Source organism: Clavibacter lycopersici, from assembly GCF_003576405.1.
Taxonomy (GTDB): Bacteria; Actinomycetota; Actinomycetes; order Actinomycetales; family Microbacteriaceae; genus Clavibacter; species Clavibacter lycopersici.
The window spans coordinates 1-528 of record NZ_QWGT01000526.1; the positions used below are offsets into that span (position 1 = coordinate 1).

The following is a 528-nucleotide window of genomic DNA, read 5'->3' on the forward strand; positions in this document are numbered from 1 at the left end:
TTCACGCGGATGCCGAGCACGTCGAGGATGGCGGTGCGCAGGATGTCGCTGACGCCCTGCCCGGGGGCGCCGCGCTCCTTGAACTTCTCGGCGTCGTTCGCGCTGATGAAGCTGAGCGTGAGCACGTCGTCGGCGAGGGCGCGCGGCGTGGCCGTGACCGCGACGAGCCACGCGCTGCGCTTGGCCTTCTCGACGGCCTCCACGACCGACGGCCAGGAGTCCCGCAGCTGCTCGAAGGTGACCGGGCCGACGGGCGCGGCGGGAGAGGACGGTACGGACGCGGACGCGGATGCCGCTGCGGGCGCGGACACGGCGGGCGCGGCTACGGGCTCCGCGGGCGAGGGCTGCGCTGCCGGGGCCGGGGCGGCTGCCGGAGCAGGAGCGGACGCAGCCGGAGCGGCAGCAGGCGCTGAGGCAGCAGGCGCTGAGGCGGAGGACGCGGCCGCGGCGACGGGAGCGCCCGCGGCAGGCGCCGGATCCGCTCCCCCGTCCGCCACGCCGACCCGGCGCTCGAGGCGCTCGACCCGG

General features: G+C 77.5%; 1 pseudogene. It reads right to left on the reverse strand.

Annotated features, from left to right (window positions below):
• Positions 1-311, reverse strand: a pseudogene (locus DZG00_RS17410) (DNA polymerase III subunit gamma and tau); the annotation flags it as partial.
• Positions 312-528 lie beyond the last annotated feature (217 nt).